This window comes from Pseudomonas sp. NBB, assembly GCF_032701105.1.
Lineage (GTDB): Bacteria > Pseudomonadota > Gammaproteobacteria > Pseudomonadales > Pseudomonadaceae > Aquipseudomonas > Aquipseudomonas asiatica.
Genome location: NZ_CP103994.1, coordinates 2,841,501 through 2,867,279, shown reverse-complemented (window position 1 = coordinate 2,867,279; position 25,779 = coordinate 2,841,501). Strand labels below are relative to the sequence as shown.

27 protein-coding genes, 1 pseudogene and 1 riboswitch are annotated in these 25,779 nt (G+C 63.6%); of the genes and pseudogenes, 16 read left to right on the top strand and 12 right to left on the bottom strand.

Annotated features, from left to right (window positions below; translation table 11 throughout):
• Positions 1–93 precede the first annotated feature (93 nt).
• Positions 94–306: riboswitch (cobalamin riboswitch) on the bottom strand.
• Between the two features lie 98 nt (positions 307–404).
• The 3 genes and pseudogenes from NY023_RS13495 to NY023_RS13485 all read left to right on the top strand — a co-directional run bounded on the left by NY023_RS13495 (position 405) and on the right by NY023_RS13485 (position 3,824).
• The gene (locus tag NY023_RS13495) at positions 405–764 is read left to right on the top strand and encodes a hypothetical protein (protein ID WP_038410433.1); all 360 of its coding nucleotides are present in this window, start codon (positions 405–407) and stop codon (positions 762–764) included.
• 325 nt (positions 765–1,089) lie between these two features.
• Positions 1,090–2,668 (top strand): annotated as a pseudogene (locus NY023_RS13490) (ATP-binding cassette domain-containing protein).
• A 136-nt stretch (positions 2,669–2,804) separates the two neighbouring features.
• Positions 2,805–3,824: a branched-chain amino acid aminotransferase gene (locus NY023_RS13485; protein ID WP_013972500.1), complete on the top strand. Its 1,020-nt coding sequence runs from the start codon at positions 2,805–2,807 to the stop codon at positions 3,822–3,824.
• Between the two features lie 253 nt (positions 3,825–4,077).
• On the opposite strand, the gene NY023_RS13480 is transcribed toward NY023_RS13485, so the two are convergent.
• Positions 4,078–4,506: a multidrug/biocide efflux PACE transporter gene (locus tag NY023_RS13480; RefSeq protein ID WP_044047030.1), complete on the bottom strand. Its 429-nt coding sequence runs from the start codon at positions 4,504–4,506 to the stop codon at positions 4,078–4,080.
• A 92-nt stretch (positions 4,507–4,598) separates the two neighbouring features.
• On the opposite strand from NY023_RS13480, the gene NY023_RS13475 reads away from it, so the two are divergent.
• The 3 genes from NY023_RS13475 to NY023_RS13465 all read left to right on the top strand — a co-directional run bounded on the left by NY023_RS13475 (position 4,599) and on the right by NY023_RS13465 (position 9,585).
• On the top strand, positions 4,599–5,453 hold the full coding sequence (locus tag NY023_RS13475; protein ID WP_013972498.1) for a LysR family transcriptional regulator: 855 nt from the start codon (positions 4,599–4,601) through the stop codon (positions 5,451–5,453).
• Positions 5,454–5,632: 179 nt separating this feature from the next.
• Complete coding sequence (locus NY023_RS13470) at positions 5,633–8,818, top strand: T6SS effector BTH_I2691 family protein (protein WP_316927907.1); 3,186 nt, start codon at positions 5,633–5,635, stop codon at positions 8,816–8,818.
• On the top strand, positions 8,815–9,585 hold the full coding sequence (locus NY023_RS13465) for a DUF6708 domain-containing protein (RefSeq protein WP_238531269.1): 771 nt from the start codon (positions 8,815–8,817) through the stop codon (positions 9,583–9,585). Before NY023_RS13470 ends, NY023_RS13465 begins: the two co-directional genes overlap by 4 nt.
• Before the next feature lie 24 nt (positions 9,586–9,609).
• Here NY023_RS13465 and NY023_RS13460 read toward each other — a convergent pair whose 3' ends face one another.
• The 3 genes from NY023_RS13460 to NY023_RS13450 all read right to left on the bottom strand — a co-directional run bounded on the left by NY023_RS13460 (position 9,610) and on the right by NY023_RS13450 (position 12,943).
• On the bottom strand, positions 9,610–10,503 hold the full coding sequence (locus NY023_RS13460) for a DUF2950 domain-containing protein (RefSeq protein WP_023660937.1): 894 nt from the start codon (positions 10,501–10,503) through the stop codon (positions 9,610–9,612).
• Positions 10,500–11,957, bottom strand: coding sequence for a DUF3300 domain-containing protein (locus NY023_RS13455; RefSeq protein WP_013972495.1), 1,458 nt, complete (start codon positions 11,955–11,957; stop codon positions 10,500–10,502). The genes NY023_RS13460 and NY023_RS13455 overlap by 4 nt, the downstream gene beginning before the upstream one ends.
• Before the next feature lie 326 nt (positions 11,958–12,283).
• Positions 12,284–12,943 carry a VIT1/CCC1 transporter family protein gene (locus NY023_RS13450; protein WP_013972494.1) on the bottom strand — a complete coding sequence of 220 codons (660 nt, stop codon included), beginning with the start codon at positions 12,941–12,943 and terminating at the stop codon, positions 12,284–12,286.
• Between the two features lie 122 nt (positions 12,944–13,065).
• On the opposite strand from NY023_RS13450, the gene NY023_RS13445 reads away from it, so the two are divergent.
• Positions 13,066–13,317, top strand: a complete 252-nt coding sequence (locus NY023_RS13445) for a hypothetical protein (RefSeq protein WP_013972493.1) — start codon at positions 13,066–13,068, stop codon at positions 13,315–13,317.
• Positions 13,318–13,398: 81 nt separating this feature from the next.
• Positions 13,399–14,118: a TorF family putative porin gene (locus NY023_RS13440; protein ID WP_023663023.1), complete on the top strand. Its 720-nt coding sequence runs from the start codon at positions 13,399–13,401 to the stop codon at positions 14,116–14,118.
• Here the strand turns inward: NY023_RS13440 and NY023_RS13435 are convergent.
• Together NY023_RS13435 and NY023_RS13430 are read right to left on the bottom strand one after the other, a co-directional pair.
• On the bottom strand, positions 14,115–14,987 hold the full coding sequence (locus NY023_RS13435) for a DMT family transporter (protein WP_024087035.1): 873 nt from the start codon (positions 14,985–14,987) through the stop codon (positions 14,115–14,117). The two genes, NY023_RS13440 and NY023_RS13435, sit on opposite strands and share 4 nt — an antisense overlap.
• A gap of 108 nt (positions 14,988–15,095) precedes the next feature.
• Positions 15,096–15,506, bottom strand: a complete 411-nt coding sequence (locus NY023_RS13430) for a RidA family protein (protein WP_013972490.1) — start codon at positions 15,504–15,506, stop codon at positions 15,096–15,098.
• Between the two features lie 211 nt (positions 15,507–15,717).
• On the opposite strand from NY023_RS13430, the gene NY023_RS13425 reads away from it, so the two are divergent.
• Positions 15,718–16,041, top strand: a complete 324-nt coding sequence (locus tag NY023_RS13425; RefSeq protein WP_013972489.1) for a hypothetical protein — start codon at positions 15,718–15,720, stop codon at positions 16,039–16,041.
• A gap of 44 nt (positions 16,042–16,085) precedes the next feature.
• Here NY023_RS13425 and NY023_RS13420 read toward each other — a convergent pair whose 3' ends face one another.
• Complete coding sequence (locus NY023_RS13420) at positions 16,086–16,298, bottom strand: PLDc N-terminal domain-containing protein (RefSeq protein WP_013972488.1); 213 nt, start codon at positions 16,296–16,298, stop codon at positions 16,086–16,088.
• A gap of 110 nt (positions 16,299–16,408) precedes the next feature.
• A complete protein-coding gene (locus NY023_RS13415) occupies positions 16,409–16,879 on the bottom strand; it encodes a hypothetical protein (protein ID WP_013972487.1) in 471 nt (156 codons plus the stop codon).
• Between the two features lie 160 nt (positions 16,880–17,039).
• On the opposite strand from NY023_RS13415, the gene NY023_RS13410 reads away from it, so the two are divergent.
• Complete coding sequence (locus NY023_RS13410; protein ID WP_013972486.1) at positions 17,040–18,047, top strand: GlxA family transcriptional regulator; 1,008 nt, start codon at positions 17,040–17,042, stop codon at positions 18,045–18,047.
• Positions 18,048–18,154: 107 nt separating this feature from the next.
• Here the strand turns inward: NY023_RS13410 and NY023_RS13405 are convergent, their stop codons facing one another.
• Both NY023_RS13405 and NY023_RS13400 read right to left on the bottom strand, forming a co-directional pair.
• Positions 18,155–18,901 carry an anti-sigma factor family protein gene (locus tag NY023_RS13405; protein WP_013972485.1) on the bottom strand — a complete coding sequence of 249 codons (747 nt, stop codon included), beginning with the start codon at positions 18,899–18,901 and terminating at the stop codon, positions 18,155–18,157.
• Positions 18,898–19,419 carry a sigma-70 family RNA polymerase sigma factor gene (locus tag NY023_RS13400; RefSeq protein ID WP_013972484.1) on the bottom strand — a complete coding sequence of 174 codons (522 nt, stop codon included), beginning with the start codon at positions 19,417–19,419 and terminating at the stop codon, positions 18,898–18,900. Before NY023_RS13400 ends, NY023_RS13405 begins: the two co-directional genes overlap by 4 nt.
• A gap of 124 nt (positions 19,420–19,543) precedes the next feature.
• On the opposite strand from NY023_RS13400, the gene NY023_RS13395 reads away from it, so the two are divergent.
• The 4 genes from NY023_RS13395 to NY023_RS13380 all read left to right on the top strand — a co-directional run bounded on the left by NY023_RS13395 (position 19,544) and on the right by NY023_RS13380 (position 23,043).
• Complete coding sequence (locus NY023_RS13395) at positions 19,544–20,596, top strand: catalase family peroxidase (RefSeq protein WP_013972483.1); 1,053 nt, start codon at positions 19,544–19,546, stop codon at positions 20,594–20,596.
• Entirely contained in the window at positions 20,593–21,126 is a 534-nt protein-coding gene (locus NY023_RS13390) for a cytochrome b (protein ID WP_013972482.1), read from the top strand. Before NY023_RS13395 ends, NY023_RS13390 begins: the two co-directional genes overlap by 4 nt.
• 84 nt (positions 21,127–21,210) lie before the next feature.
• Positions 21,211–22,416: an MFS transporter gene (locus NY023_RS13385; RefSeq protein WP_013972481.1), complete on the top strand. Its 1,206-nt coding sequence runs from the start codon at positions 21,211–21,213 to the stop codon at positions 22,414–22,416.
• An 81-nt stretch (positions 22,417–22,497) separates the two neighbouring features.
• The gene (locus NY023_RS13380; RefSeq protein ID WP_003248033.1) at positions 22,498–23,043 is read left to right on the top strand and encodes a cupin domain-containing protein; all 546 of its coding nucleotides are present in this window, start codon (positions 22,498–22,500) and stop codon (positions 23,041–23,043) included.
• A 94-nt stretch (positions 23,044–23,137) separates the two neighbouring features.
• On the opposite strand, the gene NY023_RS13375 is transcribed toward NY023_RS13380, so the two are convergent.
• Both NY023_RS13375 and NY023_RS13370 read right to left on the bottom strand, forming a co-directional pair.
• Positions 23,138–23,749, bottom strand: coding sequence for a 2-hydroxychromene-2-carboxylate isomerase (locus tag NY023_RS13375; RefSeq protein ID WP_013972479.1), 612 nt, complete (start codon positions 23,747–23,749; stop codon positions 23,138–23,140).
• Between the two features lie 31 nt (positions 23,750–23,780).
• On the bottom strand, positions 23,781–24,512 hold the full coding sequence (locus NY023_RS13370; RefSeq protein ID WP_013972478.1) for an SDR family oxidoreductase: 732 nt from the start codon (positions 24,510–24,512) through the stop codon (positions 23,781–23,783).
• Positions 24,513–24,601: 89 nt separating this feature from the next.
• Here NY023_RS13370 and NY023_RS13365 point away from each other — a divergent pair, with 89 nt between their 5' ends.
• Together NY023_RS13365 and NY023_RS13360 are read left to right on the top strand one after the other, a co-directional pair.
• Positions 24,602–25,165, top strand: a complete 564-nt coding sequence (locus NY023_RS13365) for a TetR/AcrR family transcriptional regulator (RefSeq protein ID WP_013972477.1) — start codon at positions 24,602–24,604, stop codon at positions 25,163–25,165.
• On the top strand, positions 25,152–25,745 hold the full coding sequence (locus NY023_RS13360; RefSeq protein ID WP_024087033.1) for a DUF4157 domain-containing protein: 594 nt from the start codon (positions 25,152–25,154) through the stop codon (positions 25,743–25,745). Before NY023_RS13365 ends, NY023_RS13360 begins: the two co-directional genes overlap by 14 nt.
• The last annotated feature ends 34 nt before the right edge of the window (positions 25,746–25,779 follow it).

Below are 25,779 nucleotides of genomic sequence, written 5' to 3'. Positions count from 1 at the left end.
TTGCCCTTGGCAGATTGGCGCGGGCATGCAGGACGACAGCCGCAGGCCAGGCCGGCCGGGCTTGTTCGCCACCGGATCACCCCGCCCGGTTGAAAGTCGAAAACGTGACGAGGCAGGTCTCCTGGCTCGCACCGTTCCATGTGCCCGCTGGTGCAGCGGGCTGGCGGGATGACGCCTTCCCGCGCGCGGGCGCAGTGGCTGTGTCGATCCGTTTCGGTGCTTACAGTTGCGGGGGCAGCCGCGGCTTGTACCGCGTTCCCGTCTTAGCTTCGGCCTGGCCGAAGAACCTCGAGGTGGCAAGGCTACGCAGTGGCTGGCGGGTGGTCAACCATTGCTGTCGGGCTGGCCGACAACAAGTGGCGCAACTGCGTTACAGTGGTGGCTTTGAGCAGCGAGGCCCCCCGGTGAAACCCCTGAACAAGCGCGATATGGCACGCCTGGAGCGTGAACTGGTGGTTTGCCTGACCGAAGCCTGCGAAACCGCCAAGGCGGAGATCGTCGGTTTCAGCTGGCTTACCCATCGTCTCGCGCCCGAGGACTTTCCGGCCAGCCTGCGTATTACCTGGGTGTTCGAGCGAGAGGCCGACAAGGCCGCCGCCGTGGCGGGCGACGCGAAGGTGCGCATGCTGGCACTGACAGGCCTTGCGCTGGAGCAGGCCGGCATTCAGCTGGATCATCCGGCCTGGCATGTGCGGTTTGACAGTGAAGAGGCCTGCCAGCAGAGCCACGGGGGCGACTGGACCAGGCGCTTGATGGGACGCTGAACCAGGGGCATGCGCGGTCCTACAGGTCCAGTGCACGCTTTAAGGGCGACGCCGACCATGTGGCAGCGGGTTTAACCGCGAACACGGGCGAAGCCCGTGCCATCCACCGCGTCACCTGTTTCGTGGGTGAACCCGCTCCTACAGGGCACGCGGCGCACTCGCGGAATCTGTTTTCCCGCGACAACGATGCCTCTATCCGTTAGGCTACGCATTCCCCTGTCACGAGGTGTTCGTCCAATGCGCCATTGATGCCGCCGTCCCTTCGACGGCCAGTCTTCAGCCTCCGGTTCGCTCCGGAGATGTCGCGGCATTTGTGGAGTTGTGCATGACGAACACGTCGATCCTGACGCTGGACAGCGTTTCCTTGGCCTTGCCTGACGGCAGGCTGTTATTTACCAACCTCAGCGAAACCTTCGACCAACGCCGCACCGGCCTGGTCGGGCGCAACGGTGTGGGCAAGAGCCTGCTCGGGCAGGTACTTGCCGGCCAGCGCGAACCAAGCAGCGGCCAGTGTCGGCGCCTTGGGCGCATCCATCTTCTGGACCAGCAGGTGATCGAGCACAGCGCCACGGTCGCCGACCTGGCCCAGGTGGGCGCGGTGCTCGCTGCGCTGGAGCGCATCGAGCAAGGCAGCGTCGCACCCAGTGACTTCGACACCGTCGGCGAACGCTGGGATATCCGCGAGCAATTGCAGGGGCACCTGCAACGCCACGGCCTGGGCCAGCTCGACTGGCACCAGCCCGCCCACAGCCTGAGCGGTGGCCAGGCCATGCGCGTGGCGCTGGTCGGCGCCTGGCTCAGCGAAGCGGACTACCTGATCCTCGACGAACCGAGCAATCACCTGGACAGCAACGCCCGCGCCCAACTGCTGAGCATGATCGAAGCCTGGGACCGGGGGCTTGCTGTTGATCAGCCATGATCGCAAACTGCTCGCGCACATGACGCGCATCGTCGAATTGTCCAGCCTGGGCTTGCAGGCCTATGGCGGCAACTACAGCTTTTATTCGGCCCAGAAAGCCAGCCAGACGGCGCTGGCCCAACAGCAACTTGCCCGGCTGAAACAGGAGCAGCAACGCCAGGCGCGCGAACTGCAGCGCCAGCGCGAAGACCTGGAACGTCATCAAGCCCGCGCCGGGCGCAACGCCAGGCACGCCAACCAGGCCAAGATCCTGGTCGACCGCCAGCAGGAACGCAGCCAGGCCACTGCGGGCAAGCAGTGCCGCGACCATCGCGACGCCCGGCAGGCGCTGCAGGGCAAAGTGCGTGACGCCGCTCGCGAAGTCGAGCAGGACTGCGCCATTACCCTGCATGCACCCACGCCGCAGCGCCATCCGGGCCGCGAAGTGCTGGCCTTGCACGCGCTGCACCTACCCCGCGGCACGCGCAAACCATTGAACCTGCGCTTGTGCCTGGGCCAGCGGGTGGGCCTGGTCGGCGCCAATGGCAGTGGCAAGTCCACCCTGCTCAAGCTGATGAACGGCGAGTTGCCAGCACCGCCCGACAGCCTGCGCCTCAGTGGTGAAACCGCCCTGCTCGACCAGCACTGCAGCGCACTACCAGGCCATACCAGCGTGCTCGACCACCTGCACCAGGCAAACCCGACATTGGCCCAGGGCGACTTGCGCAGCCGCCTGGCACAACTTGGCCTGGATGCGGCCCGCATCGAACTGCCCAGCGGCCTGCTCAGCGGCGGTGAACGAATGAAGGCAGCACTGGCCGCCGTGCTGTACCGCGAACGGCCGCTCGACCTGTTGCTGCTGGACGAACCCGGCAACCACCTGGACCTGCCGTCGCTGGCCGCACTGGAGCACATGCTCGGGCAGTTTCGCGGGGCGCTGGTGGTGGCGTCCCACGACCAGGTACTGCTCGACCGGCTGGCGCTGGACGAATACCTGCACTTGTAGAAGCCACAATAAATGCATTGCAGGCTATCAATTCGTGACTGGCCGTTCCCGATCTGCCACGGATGTATTATGGTGGCGTGGTGCGCATATAACAGCAGCCCGAGCAATCGGGCACTTGCAAGACAATGAGGGTGTCATGAGCAACGAAAGCATTAATTGGGACAAGCTGGGTTTCGACTACATCAAGACCGACAAACGCTACCTGTCCGTATGGCGCAATGGCGAGTGGGACAAGGGCACCCTGACCGAAGACAACGTACTGCACATCAGTGAAGGCTCCACTGCCCTGCACTACGGCCAGCAGTGCTTCGAGGGCCTCAAGGCCTACCGTTGCAAGGACGGTTCGATCAACCTGTTCCGCCCGGACCAGAACGCCGCCCGCATGCAGCGCAGCTGCGCCCGCCTGCTGATGCCGCAGGTGCCGACCGATGTGTTCATCGAGGCGTGCAAGCAAGTGGTCAAGGCCAACGAGAAGTTCGTGCCACCGCATGGTAAAGGCGCCCTCTACCTGCGCCCGTTCGTGATCGGCACCGGTGACAACATTGGCGTGCGCACCGCCCCCGAGTTCATCTTCTCGATCTTCGCCATCCCGGTTGGCTCGTACTTCAAGGGCGGCATGAAGCCGCACAACTTCCAGATCTCCAGCTTCGACCGCGCAGCCCCGCAAGGCACCGGCGCGGCCAAGGTCGGTGGCAACTACGCCGCCAGCCTGCAGCCGGGTGCAGAAGCGAAGAAAGCCAACTTCGCCGACGCCATCTACCTCGACCCGCTGACCCACACCAAGATCGAGGAAGTCGGTTCGGCCAACTTCTTCGGCATCACCGCCAACAACGAGTTCGTCACCCCGAAATCGGCTTCGGTGCTGCCAGGCATCACCCGCCTGTCGCTGATGGAACTGGCGCAATCGCGCCTGGGCCTGACCGTGATCGAAGGCGATGTGGAAATCAACAAGCTGGACCGTTTCATCGAAGCCGGCGCCTGCGGTACCGCTGCGGTGATCACTCCGATCGGCGGCATCGAGTACAACGGCAAGCTGCACGTGTTCCACGACCTGGAAAAGGTCGGCCCGGTTACCCAGAAGCTCTACAACGAGCTGACCGGTATCCAGAGCGGTGACGTGGAAGCACCGGCTGGCTGGATCGTCAAGGTTGCCTGAGGCGCTTTAACGGTTTGAAAAACGGGGCATGCCAGCGATGGCATGCCCCGTTTTTTATGGGCTGACGCGGTCAACTATAGGATGGCACCGGCTGCGCCGGTGTTCGCGGCTAAAGCCGCTTCCACAGGTACAGCGCAAGCCTGATGCCTGCGCCATCCCTGTAGGAGCGGCCTTGTGTCGCGAAAGGGCTGCGAAGCAGCCCCAGGATATCCGCGCAATGCACAAATCGAGGAGCAGCGCAGGCTGGTAGTTTTCATGCAAAGCGACGCTGCATCAGCAGGTGCCGGGCTTTGTCGAAGGCCCAGTTGTACAGCACGGTGTAGGGCAAGATGATCACGAAGAAGCCCAACTCCACCATGAACGCCTGCAGCAACGAAATTTCCAGCATCCACGCCGCCACCGGCTGGCACCACACCACCAGCCCGGCTTCGAAGCCCAGGCCGTGTGCAAAGCGAGCGCTGGCCTTCCAGTGGATGCGCTCGACCCGCACGTAGCGATCGACCAGTGCGTTGTAGACCATGTTCCACAGCATGGCGATCACCGAGAGGGTCACCGCCAGCGCCCCCGCCGTCGCCAGCGACTTGCCCATGATCCAGGACAACAGCGGCGCACACAGCAGCACGGCGAACACTTCATAACCGACGGCGTGGACCAGGCGTTCGGTGAAAGAAACGTTTTTCATTGCAGATTCCATCCATTGCGTGAGTCGTGCTTCCTATTTTCTTTGATAGAACTGATACTCGCGACATAGCTACCATCGGTTTTATCAATACTATGCGCTACTCACCCGAAGCTCTGGTCGCCTTTGTCGAAGCCGCATCGCTGGGTTCGTTCTCCGCTGCGGCGCGCAAGTTGCGCAAAAGCCAGTCCACCATCAGCATTGCCATCGCCAATTTCGAGGCCGATGTGGGTTGCCCGTTGTTCGAGCGTGGCGGTCGCCACCCTACTCTGAACGAGGCTGGGCGGCAGGTGCTGAGCCATGTGGAGGCGATTCTCGATGCCAGCGCCCAGCTCGATGCCCTGGCGGTGCGGCTGGCGGAAAACATCGAGGCACTGGTCTCGGTGGTGATGTCGGACAGCTACAGCGTGACCTTCCAGGGCGCGGTGATGGCCCGCTTCGCCCAGCACTACCCGCATACCGAGCTGCGCTGCGGCCCATCGGAAGATGCCGATGTGATCGAGCTGATCCAGCAGGGCCTGGCACACGTCGGCATTCTTGCCACCCAGCCCAGCTACCCCGCTGACGTTGCCGTGGCACGCTTGCCCGAGCAGGCAGAGTTTGGGGTGTACGTGGCCAGCGGGCATCCGTTGGCGGCTTTGCCCCAGGTGCAGACGCAGCACCTGGAGAACGTCCGGCAGCTGTATATCAAGACCTATGCTCCCAGCCTGCACCACGGTCGTGGCCAAGCCTGGTCGGCACCGGACTACCTCACCCTGCTGGAGTTCGCCGTGCGCGGGTTCGGCTGGGCCGAGCTGCCCAGGGCACTGGTGGCACGGTTTGGCAGTGGGCTGGTGGAGTTGCAGGTGGCCGGGTATCCGCGACGGGTAGACATGGACGTGGCCTGGTCGAGCCGGCGCGCGCTCGGGCCGGCAGGGCAGTGGCTAGTGCGGCAGATGTTGGGGCAATAGACTTTTATTGCCGGCAAGATCCTGGGGCTCCTGCGCAGCAGTCGCGACACAAGGCCGCTCCTATAGGGGGACTAAAGCGAAAAATCCTACAACGTTTTAGGAAGCCCATTGCTCCCCCGCGAAGGCGTTCCTCGCTAGTGTTTTGGCCGTTGCGTCAAATCACTGGAAAGGAACTCCTGATGAGCATCAGCAAAGCCATCCACATCGCCATGCAGGAAGAGATCCCCAACACCTACGGCACCTGCAATGCCTGCGAACGCTCCGGTCTGCCGATTCTGCTGCTGCGCGAGGCCTACGCCCCACGCCCGGACACAGGGCGCCCCTATCGCCTGGCAGACGATAGCGAAATCATCTTCCACCCGATGCACACCGACCAGCTGCGCCTTTTGCGCCAGGGTTATGTCTACGTACTGCTCGACCAGGAAATCTGGCAGGCCTACGAGGTAGCGGCGGAAGGTACCTTGCAGCGCTTTCCGGTGTCGCAGATGCCCTTGGGGCCACCCAGATCGTTACCCAAGGTATGCGCCACCGAAGGCCACGATGTGATTGCCTCGTTCATCAACATCGATACCCTGCTCTACCGCAAGGCCTGGATCGCCTTCGCCAACGACCCTTGGCCCCGTGCGGTACTCGACCGCTATCGGCAAGGCATCGTCGACAGTGACCCGGGCACCCTCGCCCGCTTCGTCGAAGTGGACCTGAACAGCGCACGCAACGACCCTGCCAGCCTCGGCATCGCCATGACCGACAGCTTCCGCTTCGGCCTGGAACAGGTGCTGGAGTTCTCGACCTTTTCTTCTGCCAGGTTTACCAGCGTCCATGGCTTTTACAGCCGCCTGGGCCGCTGGCATGAAACCCGCACGCATGTACGCAATGTCATCCAGCAGGAACAACTGCCCAATGGCCTGCTGGCGCTGACGCTACCCGACCCGGTCGGCATGGTCATGGAGCTCAACGCGCAACGCACTGGCTGGGTGCAAGCCCTGCAGGAATGGCGGGCGCAGCCGCAGCGGCACTTCGAATACTTCACCTCGCAAGCACTACTGGGCATCCGCGAACTGCACGCGGCCATGGCGGCCGTGCAGGGTGCCGAGGACGCGCAGCGGGAAGCCCGGCAGATCGAGCAGTGGAACGACAGCCCGATCGCGGCCAAGGCGTATCTGCCGCCGGTGGACATCGACGCGCAGGCCGAACGCAACACCGCGCGCAAACAGCAGGACGCCCGCGAGCGGCTGGAAGAGCGTTACGACGAAAGCGCCCGCGCAGCGTTCCATGCCGATTACGACCGCGAACTGAAAAACTGGCAGTCGATGATCGACCAGGTTGGCGATCTGTATGCGCGGCACTATGCCAAGCGGGCGTTTCAGCAGATCGGCTACTACGACTATGACGCGACCTCCCCCGTTTCGGTGGAGTACTTCATCCAGATGATGGCCGCCTGCCTGGCCGGCGGGCCCACTGAAACCTTGCCGCAGGAGGGTCAGCCGCTCGGGATCACCCAGCATATCTGGCAGCAGCTGCTGGAAGACGACCGCAGCCTGCTTTACCAAGCACTGCTGGCCAAGAACCAGAAGCTGATGCAGCAGGTGGCCAGCGCGCTGTCCGGGGACGACTTCGGCAAGGTGTACGACATCATCAAGGGCATCGCCGGGACCGCCGATGGCCAACTGCTGATGATCAAGCCGATACAGGATGCCGTTGGCCAGTTGCTGGCCGCGACCAACAGCGCAGGGAATGCGCTCAGCCAGCACATCAGTGAACGGACCAAGACCCTGATCGGCCATGTGCATCGCTCGGCGTTTGCCCTGTTCGCCGGGCAGCAGGTAACGCCGCTGCGGGTGTCGCTGACAGTGGGCGAATACATGAGCCTGCTCAATGAAGCCCTGGAGGCGCGGACCGATGCGTTTCTACAGCAGGTAGACAAGCAGTTCCGTGATCCCCTGGGCCGCAAGGTGCGGGCCATGGTGCTGAGTGGCGCGATCAATATTGCGGCAGCGGGTAACCGTAGCCAGATGATCGAGGTGATGCTCTGGACGCTCGAAAGCGCCGAGAGTTTGCAGGCGCGGTTGGTGCAGTTGCGCGAGGGTGCAGCCGGTGGCGTCGGGGCGCTGGTACGCAATGTTGCGATTGGTGCGGGTACGCTGCGTGCGCAGGTTACGGGTGGTTTGAAGATCAGTTCTACGGCCGCGCAAAGCGTGGCAAGCGATGCCATGCGCAGCCTGCGGGATGCTGCAGCGAGTAGCGGAAGCGTCGGGCTGCTATTTGCCTTGGGCAGCATGTGGTTCCATCAGGACAGCCTGGGCAAGAACTATCGAGCGTTGCAAGAGACGCATCAGGACAACCCGGAGGCGCTTGCGGCGATCTGGTCTTCTTCGCTTGGGTTGTTGGGTGCCAGCGTCGAAGCGGCGGGACTGGTTGTTGCGCTTGTGCGTCCGAAGATACCGTGGCCGGGGACGGTGACAACAATCTCATTGGGAACCGGTATTGCCAGATTCGGCTCGGGGATTTCTGCGCTTGCTGGTGTCATGGATGCGGTTCAGTACAGGTATGCAAACCTTAGATCCGAGAGAGTGGGAGATGGCTCTGCAGCTCGCCTCTACCGGTTCGCAAGTGCCACTTCATTCGGGGCCGCAGCATTTGGCGTCTGGGCCGCATTTGGCTCCAGCGCTTTACTTGGCCCGATAGGCATAAGCATCACCTTGGGCATAGCAGCCTATCTGCTTGCAACTTCAGCCAAGCACAAAGAATCATCAGCAACGCAGATTTGGGCCAGAAATGCCAAGTGGGGGTTACCGGAATCACATCGCCAATGGATGACCAACGCCGATATGGACGCGGCCATTGCCGCCCTCAATGCGTCCCTCCTCGGTTTGGAGGCGGAGGTCTCGATTCAAATCCAATTCGAAATCAATCACTCCATCCACAAAGAAAATGCGTCAACGATATTTACCAGTGATGGTAATGCGGTCCCGGCAAGCGTCGGCCTGATTTTCTTTATTCGCATTCCAAATTTCAATCAGCACCTGTCGCATTACGAGTGGAGCTTAAGCCTGTACCACGGACCTAGAGGTAGTGAATTAGCTGTACTGTCCGCAGACAGTTCCTCGCCGTTGAAACTGCAAGCTCAAGACAGAGCGACCAATAAGCTCTTCTCCAGACCACCCGATATGCAGCCACTCGCAAAGGTCGACCCAATGACTAAAGCCCTCACCATTCAAGGAGCGCTGCCATTGTCCGACCACCACACCATCCAGGCAATAGAATTCACCCTAAACTTCTGGCCTGACAAAGACGACAAAACAACACTCGCTCAGATTGTATTAATAGAGAATGAGATACGCACCAACAAGAGCAAAAATCAATGAGCCGCCCAAGACTGATCCCACCCTGCACTGGCTGGCAAGAAGACTTGCCATCGCCCTTCGATGCACCGATTCTAGAACCTGGCTTGGCTCCCCACACGCCGAACTTTCAAGATGATATTTACCTCGAGATTTGTCGCTCAGCAATGGCGTATCGTGGGATCGTTTCGATATTGGCACTTATCTTTCTGATTTCGATCCTGGTTGACCTTCCTTGGGTGATCAGGCATACGGACCCAACGGACATAGAAAGTGTTCTTCAGGAAATTATCATGCTCTCATTGTCAGCATGGTGCACCGTTGTCCTGTTCCGGGCAGACCTCTCAGCGCCCCGAGACCTGCCCATTCGATTCAACCGGGCCCGTAATAAAATCTACGCCTACAACTTCAAGCATCAATGGTGGAACCCCTTCGACAAAGGCAAGGTCGTGCCGGTCAGTTACGACTGGTCCCAAGTCCGCGCCGAGCGCTGGTCCCAAACCGGCGCACTGCCAAACGGTGGGTTAATTTTCAAATGGGGTGTCACACTCTCCATCGTTGCACCAGGCACAAACAATGTCATCGACCGTTTTCCTCTGGTCACGATGGGCACCAATGAACATGCCTGGGCCTACATCTGCACCTACATGCAGGAAGGCCCCTCAGCCCTGCCACCACCAGGCGAACCCAAAGACCACAACGATGTGCTCTGGTGTGAGTTCGCCCTGCGTTTGGCACCGAAGGTAAACTGGCCGTCAGAGATGGATCTGGAATCGAGAACAGCCCCCTGAAAGGGGGTGGGTGATACGAGCGGCTCAATCCCCCGTCGGTACATCCACCACCTTCCAACTGTCATCCGGATCGAAGCGTTTCATCTCCTTGGCCAGCTTGTCACCGTGCGGCCCGAGGTCTTTCTCGAACACCTCGCCGTCATGGCTGATCATGAAGCTCATCACCCCGGTGTCATCGTACCTGGCCGGCCAGGCAACCATGGCGAAGCCACGGCTCATCTGGTTGCCGATCAGGTAACTGTAGGCACCGCCAGGGGCGGATGGGCCCTGTGCATCGAGGATACGAAAGTGGTAGCCATACCAGTCGTCGCCAACCCGGTCCTGGCCGAACAACGGGCCCAGCGGGCTGACCTGGCCATCGCCATCGTCGTCCCAGTACAGCCCGTCATGCTTGCCGGGCTCGCTGAATATCTTCTGCGCGTATTCCAGCGCACCGTTGCCGTTGTGGTCCTGGGTGGCGTACTCCATTTGCGCATCGTGATAGGCCAGCATCGACTGCATGGCACCCAGCTCGTTGCGGCCAATGCGCCGGGCGCGGATTTCGGCGCTGCCGGCCTTGAGGTCGAAACGCCAACCCTGGTCGCCTTTGGTCAACGGAATAGGCAACGTCCAGTGATCACTGCCCACCGCAAGGATGGCCTTGTTTGTACCCGACAGGTTGATGCTGTGCTGCGCGCGATACTGCGCAAGGAACGTGTCCACATCACTGCGTTGCACACCACCGCGCGGTATGTAGGCACGCCAGTCATCACCCAGCAACCGGGCCAGGCGGGCTTCATCAGGTTTCTCCTCGCCCAGCGCCGCAACAAAGGATTCCACGGCCTTCTCCGGTGTCGGGAAGGCTTCCTGCGCAGCGGCCAGGGATGACCATGTCATACCGGCTGCGATTACCAGTGCCGCTATCATTTGACGGTTCATCGACGGCCACCTCCCCCGCGGCGTGCGGGCGCACTGGGCCGGGAAATCTGGTGCCCGGCGGCACGTGATGCGCTCGGTCGCTGGGCGAACGACTGGCTGGTGCGGCCACGGCTGGCCTGCACGCTGGTGCGCGAGGGTGAACGGACGCCGTCGAAGGCATTGTTACGCGCGCGGCCAGCGGTATTGGAAGGCCGATTTTGTGCCAGCTGCCGCCCCTGGCCTTCGCCCTGCCTGCGCTGGTTCACCTGGCTGTTCTGCTGGCGAGCCTGGGTGTTGCGGGTTTCCTGTCGACGGTCGGTTGCCCTGGGGTTGTCGCTACGAGGCTGCATGCGGTTGCCGACCGAATTGCCTGCCTGCGCCTCGCGCATCTGCTGGCGTGCCTGGCGGTTGCTGGTGGCCGGACGTTCGATGCCGGCCCGGTCCATCGACGCCCGGGCCTTGTCCCGCGCCTGGGCGCGTTGGGTGTCGTCACCGCGGAAGGCAGTACGCTGGGTGGCACCGTCCAGCTGGCGACCGTACTGCTGGCGGCTGCGAGAGTCGCGGTAGGGCACGCCGTCGCGGTTGGCGGCGTTGTGCTGCCATTTGTTCTGGTTGTTGGTGATGCGGTTGTTGGCGTTGATGTTGTTGTAGCGGTTGACGTCGATGTCGATGTCGTTGTTGCCCCAGTCACAGTCGCCCCACAGCGAGGCTACGATCGCCACGCCGGTACCGAAGGCCAGGCCCGCCACCAGTGCAGAACCAGGGTAATACATGGGCGGTGGCGGGTAATACACCGGCGGCGAGGCCGGGTAGGCCCAGGTGCCGTAGCTGGTGGTCGGGTTGTAGCTGGGCACGTACACCACTTGCGGGTCGGCTGGCTCGATGATGATGGTGGTGGGCGGGCTACTGGCCGTAACCACCTGGGTACTGCTACCGCTGGAGGCCGGTGCCGGGGCGGTCTGCACGGTCACGTTCTGGTACTGGTTGCTCTGCAGGTTGCCGGCGGCCTGGGCCTGGTGGCGCAGGCGCTGCACGCCGCCCATGACATCGTCGGGCTGCGCAAGGAAGGCGTCACCCAGGCGCTGCACCCAGACCGGGTCTTGCCCCAGGGTCGCCAGTACCTGCGGGAAGGCCACCAGCGCCTGTACACTCGGGTCCCAGGGCTGGTTCGCCACCTTCTTGACGGCATCGTCGCCGGTGGCCTTGGGGTTGGCCTTGGACCAGGTCACAGCTTCGCTCACCTGCCCCGGGTAAGTGGAGGCCATCAATACCTGTGCCAGCAGCGCATCGGGGTACAGCGCGATGGGTGCCAGCATCTGATCCAGTTGCTCCTGGGTGAACACCGGGTCCTTGGCCGCGACCGTGTCGGTTTGTGGTGCCGGGTCGGGGGCCGGTACATCCTCTGCCAGCACCAGGCCGGGCGTGGCACTCAGATACAGGATCACCGACAGGACCGCTGACAATGGCATGCGCATCGCATCTCTCCGTGAGATCAGGCCGCGTGGGTTAAGGGTAGCAATGGCGCTGCTTTTGGCCAGATACGGGGGCGCAAACTTTTCGCGCTCTAAGGGTGGGGTGGTTGCTGCTTTTGAATCTATGTCAGGGCTGGGTTGAGATCTGTAATTGACTGTACCGGCCCTTTCGCGGGCACGCCCGCTCCCACAGGTACTCCACAATGTTCAAACCTGTGGTGATCCTGTGGGAGCGGGCGTGCCCGCGAAGAGGCCGGCGCATGCACAAGGCCGTATCCACAGCAAGGCCGTGAGCGCGCCCGCGACATGAAATACTGAGCGGGCGGTGCTCAACCGCCCAAGGCGATGATCGCCACGATCAGCAACGCCCCGACTACCGCCAGAACCACGCCGGTCAACAGGGCGCGGCCACCGGAATAGCGTGCCAGCAGCCAGCCCGCAAGGAAGAGCATGGCCAGGGCGACCAGGTTCGATACACGGATGGCCGTACCGGTGGTCTCGATCAGCAGGAACGGAATGACCATCGGGAAAGTTGCCAGTACCACCAGCAGGAAAGTGGCCAGCGCCGCCTTGAAATCATCCAGCCCCAGGCGTGCCGGCAGCGGGCGGCCAGCATCACGCAGCATGCGCCCACGCAGCATCTCCAGCCCGTCTTCATCCAGTGCCAGGCCGATGCGCTCTGGCAGCGTATCGGCAATCAGCCTGCGCCCCTGGTTGATATCACCTGCTTGCAAGCGGGCCAGCAAGGTCCGGCTGCGGGTACGTTCGGTCCAGGTACGCAGCAGGTAGATGACGGCATCGGCCAGGCCCCAGGCCAGGTTGCAGCCGAGTGCGGCAATCAGCATCAGCCGCGCGTCTTCGCGCCCTGCCGTGGCCACGCTCAGCGAGCCGATGAAGGTCATCGCCATCAACAGGCCGAAGATGACTTCGGTGATCCGGTCGATCGGTTCCAGCACGCCCCATTTTCGCGGTTGCTCGTCTTGCCCCATCGCACCCTCCCAGGAACCATCGATAGTCACTATCGAGAATGGCAATTTCTGCCGAACGACATGGCCGAATAACCTAGCTCCATCGACTCGCCGCCCACCACACCGGCCCCTGGAGCTATCTGATGAACACCTTGGCCCGCCTGCTGTCCGCCACCCTTGCCGTCATTGCCATCGCCATCACCAGCGGCTGTGCCAGCCACCCCGAACTGCGTCCCTACACCGCCGAAGAAACCCGTCAACTGCAACTGGAAGCCTTGCAACGCCGTGGCCTGTCGCTGGAAGATTACGAGCAGCAACGGCGGGTAATCCAGCGTGCCGGCAACCTGCCCGTGGTGACCGAAGCTGCAGACGCCGACCGTTCGACCAAAGGCTGAATGGGCTAGCCGGCGGTTCCCTCACGTTATCTGCACAGGTATGCTTTACCGCTCAACCGCAAGCCTTCCAGGACGGAGACCATGACCAGGCCCCTTCTGTTGCTGAGTGCTGCCCTGCTGTTCAGCCCCATGCTGCTGGCCCAACAGATCAAACGCGAACTGGGCGACTTCGACTTTACACTCGGCACCACCCCCTCACGCAGTATGGCCCAGGGGCTGATATCGCCCAGCGCCATCGGTGCGTTCCACGGTGGCCTCGACTTCAGCCACCCCAGCGGCTGGTACCTTGGCCAGTACGCCCCGAGCATGGGCGTGACGCCCGACTCCACCCTGCGGCTGGACAGTTACCTGGGCTACAAGCACCGGTTCGACAGTAGCCTGGGCTACGAGGTGGGGTTGATCCATTATAGTCAGCCAAACGTTGCGGGCCCCGACAGCTATGCCCTGTACGGTGGTGTTTCGGTGCTGGGCAGCCGTTTCGGTGGAGCGCTGCGCGACAATCCCGACAACCGCACCGCCACGCTATTCGCCGACTTCGGCCAACTGCCGCTGTTTGATGTCGACCTGAGCGTCAAGCTCGCCCATCACCGCCTGGGTACGCCATTCACCATTGGTGATGGCAGCGAGGTGAATGCCTTTTCCGATTGGTCGCTGGAACTATCCCGGCCTTGGCTCGGCATCGACCTGAACCTGGTCTACAGCAACTCAAACCTCAGTGGTGGCGGGTGTGATGCGTATTCGGGCATCAACACCTATTGCGACAGCATGGTCACGCTTAAGGCGCAACGCCGTTTCTTTTAACGGCGCGACGCCAGCGCCAGGGCGATACCGCCCAGCACCACCACGCAGGCCACCAGCAAGCGCAACGACAATGGCTCGCCGATCAGGCCAACCCCGCCCAACGCCGCGATCACCGGGACGCTGAGCTGCATGGTCGCCGCCTGCTGCGCGCTGACTTGCCTGACCACGCCGTACCACACGGCATAGCCAGCACCGGACGCCAGCACACCAGAACCCAGCGCATACAGCACGCCGAGCGGGCTCAGGTGCAAGTCGGCGCCCAGCATCAGCATCGGCGCCAGCAGCACCAGGCACGGCAGGCTCCGGGTGAAATTGCCGGCAGTGTCGGCCAGCGGCCTGGGTGAACCTTTGCCCAGCAGCGTGTAAACGCCCCAGGCCACGCCAGACAGGGCCATCAGCAAGGCACTGGCAAAAGGTGGCGCCGCAGTACCGGGCAACAGCAGCACCAGCAGGCCGACGAAGGCGATCAACATGCCCAGCAGCATCCGCGCGGTGATTTGTTCGCCTTTGTACCAGGCGAAGCCGAACATGGTGATCTGCACCGCGCCGAACAGCAGCAACGCACCCGCGCCTGCGCCCAGTTGCAGATATGCCGCAGAAAACAGGAATGCATAGAGGAACAGGGCCAAGCCGCCGCGCCAGCTACCCCCCATGGCAAGCGCGGGTTTGCGCAGGCGGATCAACAGCAGCAGGAACAGTGCACCACTGGCCAGGCGCACCACGGTGAAGGAGGCTGGGTCGATGGCCCCATCCTTCAGCGCGAGCCGGCAGAATACGGAGTTGGCAGCGAAGGCCACCAGGCTGAAAAGTGCGGGCCAGACCCAGGCCCGGGCCTTGGGGTTGGTAAGCGTGGTGGTGCCGGTGCTCATGGTGTGGTCACCTTTGAGGTCAATTGTTGTTATAGCGGCCATGCTGGTTGGGCCAGCACCGATATACAACATAGTGTTTATCTGCCGCCACCACCGAATCGCCCGGACCTATACAGCCGCCACTGCCTCGATCTCCACCAGCATGCCGTCCAGCGCCAACCGGGGTACCGGTATCAGCGTGCAGGTCGGCTTCATGCAACGGCCCCAGGCCCTGTCAGCCTCGGCTACCCATTCATGCAGTCGCGTTTCGGAATGCTCGACGATCAGCAGGGTCAGCTTGAACACCTGGGCCAGGCTGGCGCCTTTCGACGCCAGGGCAATCTCAAGGTTGGCCAGTGCCTGGCGCGCCTGCTCGGCGAACAGCGGCGACAGCTGCCCGTTGCGGTCCTCCCCGCCCTGGCCGGCGATGAACAACAGGCGGCTATCGGCATGAACCTCGGCGACATGAGAGTAGGCATTGCCGCTGGGGTCGTACAGGCCTTCGGGGTTGCTCAGCTGGAACGCGGTTGAATGGCTCACGGTAAACCCTCGATCAGTTGGAAGAGGGACGGAGTATCGAACCTTGAGTTAACTCGAGGTCAAGCATGCATCGTAAAAACGGGCTTGCCTGCGTAGGACGTTTCGCACAGCGCGCTGGCTTGCGTGAACCACGCGTTTGTATGCGCGGTGGCTGCCAGGCGCTAGATTGCGAGGCCCGGCATGGAGGCCTGCACGTATCAAGGATAAAGCGATGAGCAAATATGATTTTCAGCTGGCTTATACCATCAAGCCCAAAACCGCACGAAATGAAGACGATGCGGCAAAGGCGCGCCTGCACCTGCGCGAAAAAATTGGCCTGGACACCGTCGAACACATTGAAACCACCTTGCTCGGGGTGATCACTCTCAGCAGCACCACGCTCGCAGACCGCAGGCGCGATGCCGAAAAGCTGCTTCACGATTACATCCATGAAGCGCTCAAGCATCTGTGTGTGCTGTCGACCGTGAAGTTCTACGGTTGCCTGATGGTGGACGGGCTGGGGTCAGCCATTCGCTTCGATATCCTGCCCAAGTGAACATCGACGGCCTCAGGCGCCCCCGCGCCTGAGGCCGTTCTCCATCATTTTTCCTGCAGTACCGCCCTGCCCTTCACCGCCCGAGGCCCGCGCCAGGCCCAGAACAGCAAGCCGGGGAACGGTGCGTAGACCACGAAGACGATCCACAGCATCTTGCGCTCGGCGCGCCGGTCACTGCCGATGATGTGCCAGATGGCCCAGATTTCCAGCAGGATTACAAAGGCCGCGACGATGATCCAGATCGTTCCTATTTCCATGAGCGCTCTCCCATTTGGCATGTAATGGGTTGGGTTGCAGAGGCTGCCGAGGGTTCAGATTGATTTGGCTGGCGGCATGGCACCACTCCTACAGGGAGCAGTGACAGCTCTCAATGCCGTGGTGCAGCTTCCAACGCCGCCTTCAACGCCGGCGCATCGGCAAATGCCCGCTGGCTCACCAGCTTGCCCTGCTCCAGTTGCAACCACTGCACCTGGCCATCCTGCCCTGGATAACGACTGGCCACGCGCCCGTCGCGGTCGAGCAGCACGCGGTAGTTGTAATCGCGCATGGCGGGGATGGCGAACAGCTTGCTGATCAGCGCCGGCATGCGCTGGATGTCGGCAACGAACACCGCATCGCGCGCCTCCAGGTAACCCTTGGGCTGTTCGGCCAGCGCCGCCTTCACCAGCTTGGCACCGTCCATGTCGCGTGCCACCAGCAGGATGTGCGTGCCGGCGGCAAGGCTATAGGCCTGGTCGTACTGGTCGAGCAGCGTCCACGGGGCGAGCTTGTCGCCCTGCTCCAGGGCATTGGCCAGCAATGGCATCAGGCAAAGCAACAGGGCAGCGGCATACTTCATCAAGGTATCCTCAGTGACAGGAGCATCAGCATAGCGGCAACGGGCCAAGCCAGACAGGTTGCCTGAACACGACCTGGAATACGACACGGCCACCTAGGAGATTGTCTTTCCCCCGGCCACCCGCCACACTCTCAAGGCCAGCCAGGAAGCGGAGTCCAGAGTGCCCACGCCACGCCAGTTCAGCAAGAAGACCAGTACCAGCAACATGCTGCGGCTGAAGTCCACCAGCGCCAATGCCCAAGCCCCCTATCGGGTCGATTTCGTATTGCTCGAACACTTCTCCATGGCCAGCTTCACCGTGGCCATGGACGTGCTGGTCACGGCCAACCTGCTGCGCGCCGACAGCTTTCGATTCACCCCACTGTCGCTTGCAGGCGACCGCGTGCTCAGCGACCTGGGGTTGGAGTTGGTGGCTACCGAGTTATCCGCCGAGGCCCTGAAGGAGTTGGACCTGCTGGTGATCTGTGGCGGCCTGCGCACGCCATTGAAGTACCCCGAGCTTGACCGCCTGCTGGGCGATTGCGCGGCCCACGGCATGGCCCTGGGCGGCTTGTGGAACGGCGCGTGGTTCCTCGGCCGCGCAGGGGTGCTGGACGACTATGGCTGCAGTATCCACCCCGAGCAACGCGCCAGCCTGTCCGAGCGCAGCCCGCAGACGCGGATCACCCCAGCCAGCTTCACTCTCGACCGCGACCGCCTCAGCGCTGCCAGCCCCAATGGTGCCATGGAGCTGATGCTCGGCCTGGTGCGCCGGCTGTATGGCGACGGCCTGGCCGAAGGCGTCGAGGAGATCCTGTCGTTCTCCGGTGCCCGCTATCGTCAGGTCGGCCCGGGCGCGAAGAAGTCCATGAGCCTGCACCTGCGCACCATCGTCGAGCTGATGGAGAACAACCTCGAGGAAACCCTCAGCCTCGACCAGTTGGCCGCCTACAGCGGGCGCTCGCGCCGACAGATCGACCGCCTGTTCCAGGCCCAGCTGGGCACTTCGCCGCGGCGTTACTACATGGAGTTGCGCGTCACCAAAAGCCGCCGCCTACTGCAGTATTCCGACCTGTCGGTGATGGAGGTGGCAGTGGCCTGCGGGTTTGTTTCGGTGTCGCACTTCAGCAAATGCTATGCGGCTTACTTTGGCTACCCGCCGTCGCGTGAGCAGCGGTTGGGCGAGTGAGCAGGGGAAAATGGCAGGAATGTGTGGCCTGGCGAGGCCTCTTCGCGGGCGCGCCCGCTCCCACAGGATCACCACAGCATCCACGCGCGATTCCGGCGAGAGCGGGCTCACAAACCCAAGCGCAACGCCTCCCCCACCCCCGCCCCACGCAAATCGTCCACCGCGCTGACCAGAGCAAAGTTGTAGGCCCCATGCGACCAGTACCGCGCCTCCAGCTGCCCGTCCACGCGCTGCCCGTCCGGCATGCGCCGATAATGATCACCTGGTGAGCGCAGGAACAGGCTGATGCGCTGGCCCTTGCCATCCTCGAACACCAGCAATGCCGCCGGCCCCTGCTCGTTGCTTAGCAGGCGCGCGCCCACCGGTTTGAAGCCGTAGCCCGCCAGGTCCGGCAAGTGGCCAACGCGGCTGAAGTGGCGCCCCAGCCAGTCGCGCAACTGGCCTGGGTCGCTGGCCTGGATATCCAACGCCTGGCTACCGGCAAACAAGCGGTGCGCCTGGACGGCATCGGCCATCGGCAGCTCGGCACGCGCCAAGGTCGCATCGCGCACCTGCCAACCTCCCAGGCCACCTATGCCAAACGCCAGCAGCAGCACCGCCGCCGTAGCCCAGCGGCGCTGGCGGCGTTGGCGCACTTGCCTGCGCAACTGCCCCAGGTCCAGCTGCGCCGGCACTTCGCCAAACCCGGCCAGCGCCGTACGCAGGCGGCGGGCGTCGACACGCCAACCCTCGACCTTGGCCGCAGCCTGCGGGTTGGCCGCCAGCCAGGCTTGAACCTCGACCCGGCGCGCAGGCTCCAGGCGCTCGTCGACATAAGCGTGCAGTTCGTCTTCGCTGGGGATCAGGCGCGTCATTTCAGTCTCCGCAAGGCCGGGGGCTGGGGGCTGCCCTCGGTCAGTTCGCGCAAGGCATTGCGGGCGCGCGACAGGCGCGACATCACAGTGCCGATAGGGATGCCCAGGGCCTGGGCGGCCTCCTTGTAGCTCAAACCTTCAATGCTGACCAGCAGCAACAACGCACGCTGTTCTGCCGTGAGCCGGGCGAAAGCCTGCAGGTCGGCCTGGGCCAGGACAATGGCCTCGAGGTTGCCACCAACCGGCTCGTCATCGCGCTCGCCGCGGCCGAACCAGGACAGCCATCGCGCGTGCAGGCGCTCGCGGCGCTTTCCATCGAGGAACAGCCGATAAAGGATGGTGAACAGCCAGGCCCGCAGGGCATCGGCATCACGTTGCTGGTCGCGCCGGCTCAAGGCCCGCTCGACCGTTGCCTGTACCAGGTCGTCGGCGCTGCCCGGCTCGCGGGTCAGCCACACGGCAAAGCGGCGCAGGCGGGCCAGCAGCTCGCGCCACTGGTGGTCGTCCAGATCATGCATGGCAAGGTCCCGGCCTCTGGGGTTGTCAGTGTAAGAGGCAGACGCCTGCGAGGAAAATCTATTCCCGGCAAGGGAATAAGTTTTTCTCTGCGCCGTCGTACCGGCACCTTCACTGAACCGGACAATGACCATGAACTCACCCCTGCACGGCCCGGCCAAGGCCCTGCGCCTGGCCGCCATCGGCGTCGTGATGCTGGGCGCGGGCGCCGCCTTTGCCTATGCCGCCGGCTGGGTTGGCGATACCCGCCTGACCCCACAACGCATCATCGACACCTTCGAAGCCCAGGCCGGGCATTACCCGGGTTACCGCAAGAACCACGCCAAGGGCCTGTGCGTCAGCGGCTACTTCCAGCCCAGCGGGCAGGCCGTCAGCCTGTCCACGGCGCGGGCGTTCAGCCAGCCACGGGTGCCAGTGATCGGCCGCTTCGCCATCGGCGGCGCCAACCCGTTCGCGCCGGATACCGGCATACCGGTGCGCAGCCTGGCCATCGAGTTGAGCACCGACGACGGGCAAGTCTGGCGTACCGGCATGAACAACCCGCCGGTGCTGGCGGTAAGCACGCCACAAGCCTTCTATGAACAGGTACTGGCGGGGGCACCCGACCCGGCCACCGGCAAACCGGACCCGGGCAAACTGCAGGCGTTTTTCGCCGCCCACCCTGAAAGCGCGGCGTTTCGCCAATGGGCGGCGGGGTACAAGCCCAGCAACAGCTTCGCCAGCACGCAGTACCACAGCATCAACGCCTTCCGCCTGATCGACGCAAGCGGCGCGTCCCACCCCGTGCGTTGGCAACTGGAGCCGCAGACAGCGTTTGCCGCCCTGCCTGCCCAAGTCGATGACAAACAGTTCCTGCAGCACGACCTGCAGCAACGGCTGGCCCAGGCCCCGCTGCGCTGGACGCTGCGCCTGGTACTGGCGGAACCCGGCGATGCAGTGGACGACCCTGCCAGCCCGTGGCCTGCCGACCGACGCAGCGTGGACGCCGGCACGCTGGTACTGGAACAGGTCGACGGCCCCGAGCAAGGGGCCTGCCGCGACATCAACTTCGACCCGCTGATTCTACCCCGGGGCATCCAGGCCTCTGCCGACCCGATTCTCGCCGCCCGTTCGGCCGCCTACTCGGAATCCTTTAACCGCCGCAGCCGCGAATCGCTCGACACCGGAGCCCACCCATGAAAACCGACGCCTTCCACCCCCTCGCCCGCCTGTTGCACTGGCTGATGGCCGTGCTGATCCTGGCCATGTTGTTCATCGGTGTGAGCATGGTCGCCGACCTGTCGCCGCGCCACCCCGTGCTGATCGGGTTGCACAAGGCAACCGGCCTGGCCCTGCTGGTGCTGGTGCTGCTGCGCATCGCCGTTCGCCTGGCCCTGCCCCACCCAGCCCTGCCGCGCGACCTGCCTGCACTGCAACGCTGGGGCGCCGGGGCTTCGCACCTGGTGCTCTACGGACTGATGCTTGCCATGCCGCTGCTGGGCTGGGCCATGCTGTCGGCCGGTGGCTACCCCCGCCCCCTGGGCTTGCCGGCCATTGCCCCCCATGACCTGCAACTGTATGCAGTACTGCGCCAGGCCCATGGCTGGGCTGGCTACTTGCTGTTCGCCACGGTGCTGGTGCATGTGGGTGCGGCCTTGATGCACGCGTGGGTGCGCCGCGATGGCGTGTTGCGTAGCATGTGGCCTGGCCCGCTGCGCCGCAGCCAATGACACTCGGCAGCCCGGGGGCTCGACACCGATAACGATTCCCAACAAGATCGGCTTTCTATTTGCCGTACCGCCCTGGACTGCCCTATGAATGTCGCAAAGGATCCTGCCACACTCGCACCCGCCAGTACTCTGGACTTGCGCCCCCTGCTGCTGGCCAACATGGCCTGCACCATGTCGATGATGGCCTTCGTCGCCCTGATCGGCCCGATCGCCCGCCAGCTCGGCATGGCCACCTGGCAAGCCGGTGCCGCCGTGACCGTGGCGGGCGTGGTCTGGGTGCTGCTGGCCCGGCCTTGGGGGCGCGCCGCAGACCGTCTGGGCCGTCGGCGCATCCTGCTGCTGGGCAGCGCCGGCTTCACCCTGGCCTACTGGCTGCTGTGCCTGTTCGTAGAAGGTGCGCTGCGCTGGCTACCAGGGGCGACCCTGGCCTTCATCGGCCTGATGGTCGCGCGCGGCTGTATCGGCGCCTTCTATGCTGCCATCCCGGTGGGCTGCAATGCGCTGATCGCCGACCATGTCGAACCGCAACGCCGGGCCCGGGCCATGGCCTCGCTGGGGGCGGCCAACGCCGTCGGCCTGGTGATGGGGCCGGCGCTGGCAGCGCTGCTGGCGCGGCATAGCCTGAGCCTGCCGTTCCATATCATGTCGCTGCTGCCGGCCAGTGCCTTTCTGGTCCTGCTGTTCACCCTGAAGCCGCAGGCGCTGCCGCACAGCCATGCCCCCAGCCCGGTGCGGCTGAACGACCCGCGCCTGCGTCGGCCCTTGCTGGTGGCGTTCAGCGCCATGCTCAGTGTCACGGTATCGCAGATCATCGTCGGTTTCTTTGCCCTCGACCGCCTGCACCTGGGCCCTGCCGAGGCTGCGCAGGCCGCTGGCATCGCCCTGACCACGGTGGGTGTGGCGCTGATCCTGGCGCAGGTGCTGCTGCGCCAGCTGGAATGGCCGCCGTTGAAGATGATCCGGGTCGGCGCCACAGTTTCGGCCCTGGGCTTTGCCTGCGGCTCGCTGGCCACCACGGCGCCCTGGCTGTGGGCTTGCTACTTTGTCGCGGCGGCGGGCATGGGCTTTGTCTTCCCGGCGTTTTCGGCGCTGGCGGCCAATGCCATGCACGCCTCCGAGCAAGGCGCCACAGCCGGCTCCATCGGTGCTGCCCAGGGCATGGGCGCAGTGATCGGGCCGCTGGCCGGCACCTTGGTTTATGCCGTCGATCCACGCTTGCCATTCCTGGCGGTGGCGGCGCTGTTGCTGCTGGTCGGGTCATGGCCGATGCCGCGCGATCAGCGGGCCTGACAAGCACAGCGCGCAAGCGCGCAGAGTGTGTTTTAATGCGCATCGCTCATTATTATTGACACCTCTGATTACAAGGCGGCTATGGACACGGGGACGCGACTCAAACTGGTGCGTGAACGCAACAACCTCTCCCAACGGGAACTGGCCCGCCGCAGCGGGCTGACCAATTCGACGATCTCGCAGATCGAGCAGAATCGCGTCAGCCCTTCGGTCAGCTCCCTGAAAAAACTGCTCGAAGGCATTCCGATGAGCCTGGCGGAGTTCTTCAGTTTCGACGAGCCGGTGCGCGAAGAGCGCTACGTGTTCCGTGGCGGCGAGCAGCCAGACCTGGGCCGCAACGGCCTGCGCATGCTGCTGGTTGGCGCCAGCGTCGAAGGCCGGCAGATGCGCATGCTGCGTGAACTGTATGCACCGGGTGCCGATTCGGGCGAGCCGATCGTGCATGCCGAGGGTGAGGAGTGTGGCCTGGTCACACGCGGCACCGTCGAGTTGTGGGTCGATGGCCAGGTGAGCGTGCTCAACTCGGGCGACGGTTACTACATCCCCACTACCCTGCCGCACAGTTTCAAGAACATCGGCCCGGACGAGGCCGAAATCATCAGCGCCAACACCCCGGCGAACTTCTGACTGCTTTATGCGTGGGGTATGGCACCGGTTTCGCCGGTGTTCGCGGCTAAAGCCGCTCCCACAGGGAAAGCGCCAACCCTGTGGGAGCGCGCATTCAGGACGGGCTGTCGGCGCCCTGACGCAGGGCCTCTTCGACAAAGTCCAGGCGGTCCTGCCCGAAGAACATCTCGCCACCGACAAAACAGGTCGGCGCGCCGAACACCCCGCGCTCCACTGCAGCTTCGGTCGCGTGCCTGAGCGCGGACTTCACCTCGTCATCACCCGCCAGCGCGCGAAATGCCTGCGGGTCGAAGCCGCCCTGGCTCAGCGTGTCGTCGAGGACGGCGATGTCGCCCAGATTGCGGCGCTGCGCAAACAGACCATTGAACAGCACCGCCAGCAACGCATCGAACCGCTCCGGCGAACGCAGTTGGGTGCCCATTGCCCCGCGCATCAGGGTCAAGGTATTGACCGGGAACCCCGGCGGCAACCCGAACGGTACCCCGTAGCGCTCGGCGAAGCGCGCCAGGTCGGTGAACATGTAGCGGCCCTTGGCCGGGATCATCACCGGCGAGGCGTTGCCGGTGGCCTGGAAAACCCCGCCCAGCAGCATCGGCCGGTAACGCAGCGTGGCACCCTGGCGCGCACACAGGCCAGGCAGTTGGGTCCAGGCCAGATAGCTGGCCGGGCTGCCCAGGTCAAAAAAGAAATCGACAGTCTTGTTCATGTGGTTACGGTCCTTGCTCGGTAAAAGGGGCTTACCAACGTTCCATCCAGGGGCGCAGGTCCAGCTCGAAGGTCCAGGCGTCGCGGGGCTGGGCATGCAGGAACCAGTAGCTGTCGGCGATGTGGGCCGGGTCGAGGATGCCATCCTGGTCCTTGAGGGCGTAGCGCTCGGGGAAAGTGTCACGGATGAAGGCGGTGTCGATGGCTCCGTCAACCACCACGTGGGCGACATGGATGTTCCGCGGCCCCAGCTCGCGCGCCATGCTCTGGGCCAGGGCGCGCAAAGCGTGCTTGGCCCCGGCGAATGCCGCAAAGCCCGCCGCGCCACGAGTGCCAGCGGTGGCGCCGGTGAACAGGATGGTGCCACGCTCGCGCTGGACCATGCGCCGGGCCACCGCCTGGGCGGTGAGGAAACCGGCAAAACAGGCCATCTCCCAGATCTTGAAGTACTTGCGCGGGGTTTCCTCAAGAATGCTACAGGGCACATTGGCACCGATATTGAACACAAACGCTTCGATCGGGCCGATATCACGCTCGATGGTTTCGACCAGCGCCGCCACCTCCTCCTCCTTGCGCGCATCGGAGCCAAACCCGTGGGCCTGGCCGCCGGCAGCACGGATTTCGTCCAGCAGCGGCTGCAACTTGTCAGCCTGGCGCCGGGTAACACAGGCAATGTAGCCCTCGCGGGCAAAGCGCTTGGCGATCTCGCCGCCGGTAGCATCCCCCGCGCCAATCACGAGCACCACTTTTTGTTGTTCTGTCATGCCAGCCTCTATTAGTAAATGATCGTTTAGTAAACGAACGCTATGTTATGATCGCCGCCACCGTCAAGCCCGCCTGCAGAGGCAAATGAATGCGTTACACCAACGAACACAAACAGCAAACCCGCGAGCGGCTGCTGGCCAGCAGCGGCGCGCTGGCCAAACGCGGGGGCTTTTCCAGCACCGGCGTAGCCGGGCTGATGAAGGCGATCGGCCTGACCGGCGGAGCCTTCTACAACCACTTCCCGTCCAAGGATGACCTGTTCACCGAGGTAGTGCGGCAGGAATTGTGCAACAGCCCGCTGGCGCGCCTGACCAACCAGGGCGCCAGTCGCGAACGCCTGGGCCGTTGCCTGCAGCAGTACCTGAGCCTGGCCCACCTGCACAATGCCGAAGGTGGCTGCCCGCTGCCGCCATTGGGGGTGGAGATTGCCCGGGCCGAAGCACCGGTGCGTGCAGTGGCCGAGCATTGGCTGTTGGAGCTGCACCAGGCCTGGAGCGCGACCCTGGAAGACAGCGAATTGGCCTGGGTGCTGATCAGCCAGTGCGTCGGTGCCTTGCTGGTCGGGCGCATGCTGGCCACGGAAAGCGTGCAGTCGCAGGTACTGGACGCCAGCCGCCACTTTGTCGAGAAGGCCCTGCATGAAGCGGATTAGTCTACTGCTGGGGCTACTGATGAGCTTGCCTGCACTCGCCGAACAGGCCTGCCCGCCAGGGCAATACCAGGTGTGCCTGATGGGATGTTTCTGTGCGCCCATCGACCCCGGCCAGGCCGGGCAGATTTTCAAGGACGTGGAAGTACTGGCTTCGTCCAGTCTGACCTACGCCTTGCAGCAGGCCCGCGACGAAGCCACCGCCAGCGGCGTCGAGCCGATCCCGTTGCATATCCGTGCGCAACTCGAACCTTGGTACGACTTTGCCGTGCTCGACGCGGCGCGCTTCCGGGTGGGTGACGAACAGCAAATGAGCGCGGCCAATGCGCTGCTGCAGAACCCCGATGTGAACGCCGTGACGCTGATCGACACGATCATTTTCCGCCGCCCCGCCGATGCCGAGGACAACGTGGCGTTGTGGGCACATGAGCTCAAGCATGTGCAGCAGTATCAGCAGCTGGGTGTGGAAGAGTTCGCCCGGCGCTACACGCGCAACTACGACGACCTGGAAGCGCCGGCCTACAAGATCGAGGCCGAGGTAGGCAAGGCGCTGCGCGAGCGTGGTTCAGGGCAGGCCAGATAATTTCTGGTCATTGCGCGGTCGCCGTGTAGGAGCG